The 7798-nt window shown below is 45.1% G+C and carries 10 protein-coding genes; 1 reads left to right on the top strand and 9 read right to left on the bottom strand.

Annotated features, from left to right (window positions below; translation table 11 throughout):
• Positions 1 to 103: 103 nt before the first annotated feature.
• The 9 genes from IPL17_RS21785 to IPL17_RS21825 form a co-directional block, all read right to left on the bottom strand.
• On the bottom strand, positions 104 to 445 hold the full coding sequence (locus tag IPL17_RS21785) for a transposase (protein ID WP_345309194.1): 342 nt from the start codon (positions 443 to 445) through the stop codon (positions 104 to 106).
• A gap of 162 nt (positions 446 to 607) precedes the next feature.
• A complete protein-coding gene (locus IPL17_RS21790; RefSeq protein WP_345309195.1) occupies positions 608 to 1051 on the bottom strand; it encodes a hypothetical protein in 444 nt (147 codons plus the stop codon).
• Positions 1052 to 1270: 219 nt separating this feature from the next.
• Positions 1271 to 1819, bottom strand: a complete 549-nt coding sequence (locus IPL17_RS21795; RefSeq protein WP_345309196.1) for a hypothetical protein — start codon at positions 1817 to 1819, stop codon at positions 1271 to 1273.
• A 386-nt stretch (positions 1820 to 2205) separates the two neighbouring features.
• On the bottom strand, positions 2206 to 2844 hold the full coding sequence (locus IPL17_RS21800) for a class I SAM-dependent methyltransferase (RefSeq protein ID WP_345309197.1): 639 nt from the start codon (positions 2842 to 2844) through the stop codon (positions 2206 to 2208).
• A 327-nt stretch (positions 2845 to 3171) separates the two neighbouring features.
• Complete coding sequence (locus tag IPL17_RS21805) at positions 3172 to 4137, bottom strand: hypothetical protein (protein WP_345309198.1); 966 nt, start codon at positions 4135 to 4137, stop codon at positions 3172 to 3174.
• 868 nt (positions 4138 to 5005) lie between these two features.
• The gene (locus IPL17_RS21810; protein WP_345309199.1) at positions 5006 to 5503 is read right to left on the bottom strand and encodes a hypothetical protein; all 498 of its coding nucleotides are present in this window, start codon (positions 5501 to 5503) and stop codon (positions 5006 to 5008) included.
• A 211-nt stretch (positions 5504 to 5714) separates the two neighbouring features.
• Complete coding sequence (locus IPL17_RS21815; protein WP_345309200.1) at positions 5715 to 6575, bottom strand: hypothetical protein; 861 nt, start codon at positions 6573 to 6575, stop codon at positions 5715 to 5717.
• A gap of 311 nt (positions 6576 to 6886) precedes the next feature.
• A complete protein-coding gene (locus IPL17_RS21820) occupies positions 6887 to 7240 on the bottom strand; it encodes a transposase (RefSeq protein WP_345309206.1) in 354 nt (117 codons plus the stop codon).
• Positions 7131 to 7535: a hypothetical protein gene (locus IPL17_RS21825; RefSeq protein WP_345309207.1), complete on the bottom strand. Its 405-nt coding sequence runs from the start codon at positions 7533 to 7535 to the stop codon at positions 7131 to 7133. Before IPL17_RS21825 ends, IPL17_RS21820 begins: the two co-directional genes overlap by 110 nt.
• A gap of 74 nt (positions 7536 to 7609) precedes the next feature.
• Between IPL17_RS21825 and IPL17_RS21830 the strand changes: the two genes are divergently transcribed.
• Positions 7610 to 7798, top strand: a 189-nt coding sequence (locus IPL17_RS21830; protein ID WP_345309201.1) for a hypothetical protein, incomplete at its 3' end; no start/stop codon positions are given.

Here is a 7798-nt window from a genome sequence, read left to right on the forward strand (position 1 = left end):
TTTTCTGGGCGCCAAGCATAATACCCACTGCGTGTCACCTTCAAAAGCTGGCACATGCGTTGGATACTAAATTCCTGCCGATGCTCCCGAATGAATTTGTATCTCATTCGCTTTTGCGTGAGAATATATTGATCGTTTTTTTCCCTGGCACCGCCCGCCAGGGCAGGTGTAGGATCTCGCGTTCTTCTTCCACTTCTGCCAATCGCCGTTGCAGTCGTTTGATTTCACGCTTGGCGGCTTCAAAATCACTCGCTTCCAAGTGGGCTTGCTTTTCTCCTTGGGCAATGACCTGATATCGATCTCTCCATTTCACTAGCAGCCCTGGTGTGATGCCAAGATCACGCTCGATCTGCCCGGCACTTTTCCCGCTGCTCTTCAAAAGTTCCAGAGCCTCTAATTTGAATTCTTCAGCATATTTCCGATAACTTGTTTTCTTTTCATCCATGATCCTGCTCCTGTTCTTCCTAGTCTACTGGATCTGGACATCTTTTGTGTCCACTTTATCGGGGCAAGATCAGGTGTCCGAAGGACGGAGGGGGGGCGCACACCTGCGCTAATCGGTGGGCGGCGTTTTGCCTAGAATCACCTACAAATTGCCTCACACCATTCATTTATATGATTTTTTGAAAAGAAAATAATTATAAACACAAAGACCTAATGTCAATGCCAGCATGAGAACATCAATGGTTGATGCTTTTGCTCCGATCACATTCCAACGATTGAGGAAACCGAATGTGACGAAATCCAGCAGTAACATAGAAACAAAAGTAATTATTGAAAAGAAAAAAGCCATTTCTTTTTTTAGCAACATTAACAATAGCGTAACTACACCACCAAAGACGTTGATAGTCCAAAACACAAAGGGAACTGGGGGATAATTTGTAAAATAATCGATGACGACTTGATTGTAACGAAGATACTCGAAATAAGTTTGATTATGACTGACGGTCATAATGTAATCATACACAGCAATCCCATAAAGAAATAGAAACACCGCAACTATTAGAAGTAGATGCCAACTATACCGAACATTCTTTTCTTCTTTGCTCATTTCAATTACCCTAATCTGATTCGTTAGTCTTTATATTTCCTAATGAGCCGTTTTTGTATGTCCACAATTGAAAAGTAGACAATGTTTTGCTTCACTTTTTGGCGGACAGCCGCCCAACCGTTTGCGCGGACTCTGCTCGCGAGCAGGAAAAACCCCGAAGCCAGCGCAATCTTTCCCTCTAGGGGACGCTGCGCGGTCCGAAGGACAGAAGAGGTAACCTCACTCTTTGTTCGGCGGCTTTTTCGAAATAAAACTTACTGAAACATGTTGAAATAAACCAATCCAGTATGCCCAATATGGAATACCAAAAAAAATGGTTGCGCTCAACAAATAAATTGCGCGATGCCAAGGAATCGGGAGCCAACTTCGCGCACATACTAAACCAATCCCAGAAAACCAAAATATGGTTGACCAGGCAGGAGCAGTAAAACCAATTATGCTTTGACTCCATGGGCTGTCAGGATAAACTATTTGCGCTAAATAACTCACAAGGTAAACAGACAATCCTCCGAAATATAAATACCAGCCCAAAGATTGCCCCTTTTCTCTTTTTCCAAAATATAAAACTCCTGGAAGGCTAAAAACTAAAATTCGAAATATGTTTTCAAATAAGCCCAGCCATCTAGGTATGTCTTTCCAGAATATGTCAGGACTATAAGCAATAGGCAATGCTCCCCAAAGCCCAAATGTAATGACCATCGGAGGAACAATTAAAAGTGCACCATTTCTGAGTAGTATGCGTTCTGGCAGTGAATCAAATTTAGACATTTTTTTACTTCTCAATTTATCGAATTGACGCAAAGATTAATAGTCTGGTAGCGTGAAGCATTGTCCTTTATCTTATGACTTTCGTTCTAGTCTATTGTTGCACCACTTGCCGCCCAACGAGACTGTCGAAAAAACGAATATTGAGAGTAAAGATTGAGACCAACATCGGTCAAACCCTGCAGGCAGCGGTGGATGAACAGGCTCAAACTAGGCTTAGATCAGCGCCCCGCACCCGCGGACTCTGCTCGTGAGCAGAAAAAACCTCCAAGCCAGATCCCTCCCAATCCGCAGTCTTCCCCTCTAGGCGACGCTGCGCGGTCCGACACTTGCGCTGCACTGCGTTTGTTGCAGTGCGGCGAGGACAGAAGAGGTCACCTCACGCGGTGTTAGCCTGCGCCCTTGCTTGTGAAAGTGAAAACTCCGCCACAACTTGAAATTTGCTGATATGCGACTTGTAAACCTGCCTGTTCACATGCGGTGATTGCTTCATCTGCTGCCCAGTAGTATTCGTCTTCATCCCATTGCCAGTGTTGAGAAGCCGCTGTGCGAATAGCAACATCGGGAAAAGCAATATCAGCGACCAGAATAAAACCACTCGTTGAAAGGCAATGTGCTGATATTTGTTGAAGCAATCTTATCTTTGTTTCAAGGTTAAATTCATGGAAAACATAAGCGGATACAACTCGGTCAAAAGGTGTTTGGAGTTCTTTTGTCCAATCGTCTAGTAAGTTTGCTTGAACAAGATTAACTTGTGGTAACTTGGCTTTTGTTTGAGTCAGCATTTCGGCTGAGAAATCCAATCCATGCACATTACAACCTTTGTTGACAAATCGTTCGGCTAAATTACCTGTGCCAATACCGAGGTCAAGTATTCGCGTATTGGGTTTGACTTCCGCCAAGCTGACAACTTGCTCTAAAATCCTTTCATAGCCAGCAAAGGGGAAACCATCTTTATCTGATGTGATAGAGTTATCGTAATTCTTTGCCCAATTATCGAAAAGTTGTGAACGGCTTGATTGATTCATGGCGAGTAATTCAATACCTTGTTTTTAATGGCATTTATGGATACAAAGAGCAGGCTAACGAGACTGTCGAAAAAGCGAATATTGAGAGTAAGGATTGAGACCAACATCGGTCAAACCCTTCGCGCGGACCGTGGCGCCCCGCACCCGCGGACTCTGCTCGTGAGCAGAAAAAACTCGAAGCCAGACCCCTCCCAATCCGCAGTCTTCCCCTTTAGGGGACGCTGCGCGGTCCGACACTTGCGCCGCACTGCGTTTGTTGCAGTGCGGTGAGGACAGAAGAGGTGTCCGAAGGACGGAGGGGGCTGTGCATGCTTTTTGATTGCAATGTTACCGAACACTACTCTGCCAAGAGAAAATAAAATAGGGAAAAGCGTCGTGATTATTCACCAAATCAGAACTAAAGCCAGCGGCTTTTATCACTATGGGATCATCTGGGTTCGCTAGTGCATTACCAAATCCTACAAGAAACATTTCCATGATTCGCCTCTCTGACCATGTAGCAACATCGGAATTGTTTGGAGCAATTTCTACGTACGTGTTCCCATTTACATCTGAAGTTAGATGGATCATGTATGTCATTGATGGTGCATCTATTGTTTTTCCACCCGTTACTTCGTAAAAATAGTTATTTTCTTTATCTGCCTTAAGTTCTTCAAAACCGTCAATAATATGAACAGTTATCACATTGCCATGCTTCAAGGTGATGGTTTGAGGACCTTCTATCGTATTGTAATTACGGGTGTACCCTTCTCCATAATATATGTCATCATCAAAATCCACCTTATCTTTTATCATTTCCCGCCTTATCATAACATCCCATAAAAAGTTTTGAAATATGACCGTCCAATCACTTACTCCAAAAGGATTCTTGTTTTCTTCGTGTGATATTGAGAGTGCGTTCCAGTTTGTAAATTTTGTACTGATAAATACTTTCAGCCTTAATGTATCAGGTAATCTTCCTTCAAGATCAGGTCTGTTATCCCACAAATCATTTTCGAACAATACGCTGACTTCTTCTTCTCGCTCTGCATCCCAGAATATGGTTTTTCCAGAATCTGTATCGATCCGTGTCCAAACTCCCATCTCTTTATCAAAATTTGTGTATCCTTTCGGAGCATTTGCAAGCGGATCTGGTGTAACCGTTGAAGTCGGTTCCGCAGTGTCAGTAATAGTAACTGTAGGTGTTGGAGTTGGAGTTGCTGTTTCAATCTTCTGGGTGGGGGTAACTGGCGCAGGCGAACTTACACAGGCTGTCAGTATTACTATTAACGGAATAAGAGATAGACGCTTCATTGAAATCCTTACTTGGTGGTGCACGCCGGATTCGGTGTCGACACTGGGTTTCGCGGTTGTCAGGGCGAGAGGTTCCGGGCCGGGACAAGTTGACTCCGGGTTTGTGTCACTTTCCAAAGCCATCACCGGCATCGGACGCTTTGCGCGCCCTCTCCAGCCCAGCGCGCTGCACACCGCGGTCGAGAGCCCCGATCCGGCCCGTGGGCCGGAGCTTTGCCTTTGGCGCGGGGACGGTTGCCTTCCAAAGCGGTCGGTGAACGTCGATTTTCTGGAGACAGGCTTTTGCCGGGTGGGCGGCCGCGTTTTCGCTGAGCGTTTGGTTCCTCTCAGGGTATATCCTAATCCACGAGCTAACGAGAAATCGCAGCCCAATTTCACCTTGGCTTGCGGAGTTCCGTGTCCACGCGGGCGCTCTTGCGGCTGTTTTTTGGGGGCCACTCTTGCGTGTTTCCTCCAGGACTGCATTGCTTTCCTTGCTGTTGCTACCCCGCCTTTTGTTTTCCAGCGTGCGAGCGGCGCAGTTCACCGACAGTGAACGTTTTCTTTGTTTTCTTGCGCGTCCGTTATCTATTTTCCGACAAGCTTTTTTTCAGTGTTCGTATTTTTGGACAAACCCTTAAGCATACGCATTTTCGGAAATATTTTTTAACTCGTTGCGGAAGGAACTGCCCAACCCTTCACGCGGACCGTGGCGCTCCGCCACCCGCGGACTCTGCTCGTGACCAGAAAAAACTTGAAGCCACTGGATCTTCCTCCTCCAAATCCGATTCCCAACTTCTCCCTCCCATCCCAACTCTCCATCAGGATTTGGGGGAGGTGCCGTAGGCGGAGGGCGCACACCTGCGCTAATCGGTGGGCGGCGTTGCTTTCACGATACTTTCTCTACGGACATGATTGTTGAAATTGGATCTGCATAATAAATAGCATAAACGGAATTTTTCTCGAAAAGATTTACAACATCCAGCAACATTCTAATCCGTGTTTCTTCAATGCACAGAAATAACATGCCTTTCACTTCTTGAAATTCCACTTTTCCATAAAGCCGTTTTACAGTTCCCAAACTATAAGTACTCCAATGTAACCAAGCCAGTGACGCACCAATAATTGTAAAGATAACGAGAAAAAATCCTGGGATTGCCAAAGATATTTCACTAAAAGGTTTTTTTGATACAAACAAAAACATCCCTGTAAAAAATAGCCCAACGACTTGAAAAATTGAAAACGACGTTACCGCGTAATTCATAACACGCTTCTTTTTGGGCTTCACTGAGGTTGCCGTTTTATTTGACAACAAATCTTGATAGTCAAATTTGAAAACTTCCATAAATTGATTTTGAACCGATGGTTGAGTTGATGTTATTTCCATTTCGAATCGCTTTCAACTTATTGTGAACTGCTTGCGGACAGCCGCCCAACCGTTTGCGTTGACGGTCGCTGCGCCACCCACGGACTCTGCTCGTGAGCAGAAAAAACTCAAAGCCACTGGATCTTCCTCCTCCAATTGTGATCTTCAATTGGGGGAGGTGCCGAAGGCGGAGGGGGCGGTCACCTCACGCTTTGTTAGCCCGCAACAAACATCATGTACTCAGCCATTTCTCAATGATTAGTTGAATGATCAAAAGTATGATTGGAAGAATCGTGGCGGAAAGAAAGCCAGTTAGCGTTTCTGTTCTCCAAGGAAAAGTGGGAATTTTTTCCAAAATATCACGCTCAGCGCTTAACCCAGAAATGACGCTATTAAGCTGTTCAACTTCACTTAACTTTTTTTCGTCAATCTCTTGATGTAATAACGCCAATACCGCTTCCACACGGTGATGGTTTTCGGTAATGAGTTTGCGTTTTTCTAGCAATAGACGTTGGCGTACCACCCACAAAGGTAAGACGAAAGCGGCGGCTGCCATTAGAACTTGCAAAAAAAATATCCCCAGCATCACTCCATTGGCTAACTTGAGCGGAACAAGCAAAATGGTCAAACCGAGAAGAATCACCCAAGATATACCAGTTTGTGCAGTGAGCCGTGAAAAGGCATAGACTGGTTCGAGATGGAATAAGTTGAAATGTTCCACAAGTTTTACAGTTTTATTCACCAAGAGTAGTTGGCGAACAGAATGATAATAGATCACGCTTCCTGTGCAATAACAGATCAAACCTTCGATTGATACAATTGTAGAGAATGTGCTCCTGAGACCCACGTCGGTATAAAGAGGTCGAAGGGTGAACAAATCTACAGTAGAGTAGACGATTGCCCAAAACACAGCATTAAGAATCACATGATTTGACGGCATGAATGTGAATTCATATTTCAGTTTTTTTAGGTTCTCTTCGTCAAATTTCAAGAGTGGCTTGAATATGGACAGAGTCTTAAGAGCCACCGAGTTTAAATATGTAATGATAATAAAAGGCAGCCATTGCCATAGCGGAAAGATAAGAATGAGCACACTAAATGTGTAACGAGGAATCCAGCCATCAATCCAAGAAAAGATGTGAAAAATAACTAGTCACCTGACAGTTTCAAGAACGTGCACAAAGGAATACCGAAATTGGAATTGACCGAAGTAAATTTCTTTCGATGAAACGTAATCCGATTTGAAGAGGCTCAAGTCACGACGATCTTTTCGATCCACCAAGTTGGGAAGCCCAGCTCGGAGCGTGCGACTCCCCGATGAAAGGAGCCAAACATAAAGAAATGCAACGGCTAAAGTCAAAGCGAGATAAACGAGGTGCGTGTCGCAACATAGTACGCTCCAGATCAAAGCCATGTTTTTAAGTCGCCGAACATTTCTTCGATCCACACGCGACGGCGATAATAACGAACCGTCAAAGATGGATCTGGCAGGTTGGTTGCCAAACACCAAGGTTCCTTCTCGCCGATCTGCCAATACACCAAGGCTGAGACCGGATAAATCTCGTTTTTAGTCAGGCAGGCATTTTGAAACCAAGCGCTTTTGCCGGGATGGTTCACAAAACTACCCAACTCCCGCCAGCCTATCTGTTCATTGACCCAGAGTCCGGTGTTCGTTTTCTGGCGCAGCACATGGAACCAACGCCATTGATCGAGCTGTCGAAGAACGAAAATCGAGCCAAATTCGCTGTCTCCGACCAGAAAAAAAAGGTGCTCCTTTAGGCAACAGGCTTCCAACGTACTTGAGCAGACGCACCTGTTGTTTGCCCGTGCTGTGTCCACGGACATGCTTGACCCAAGACCAGGCAATCGGCACAGCTCGATTTCGATAGGCCAGACTGACCATCAATAGTTGATGACCAAACCCAACTTTCGTGCCGTCCACGATCAGGCGGATCTCGCCGACCCATTCAAATTGGGATTGCAGCCAACTCTTTGCAATCGGTTTGTACCAACTGCGTACATCGATCGCAGAGTTGGCTAAGGAATCGCTCAATCTCCGAGAGTACTTACATTCTTGGCAGGGCTGATCATTTTCCCTGCCACCTTACTGAGGTTTACTGAATGACTATGAAAAATACCTACCAACAACCATACGAAGTTCTGAACCTGTGTCTTTCTTTGCTTCGGACGCAGTTCACAAATTCGCTGAATCCAAGTACGATAGGTCTCGTTGATCGGCATTGGAACCTCCGGGTGAAATCGTTTGTGGTAAAACAACTTTACCCGATTTCCGTGCCGATCAACATCTCTTTGTTA

This window comes from Candidatus Villigracilis saccharophilus (genome assembly GCF_016711665.1).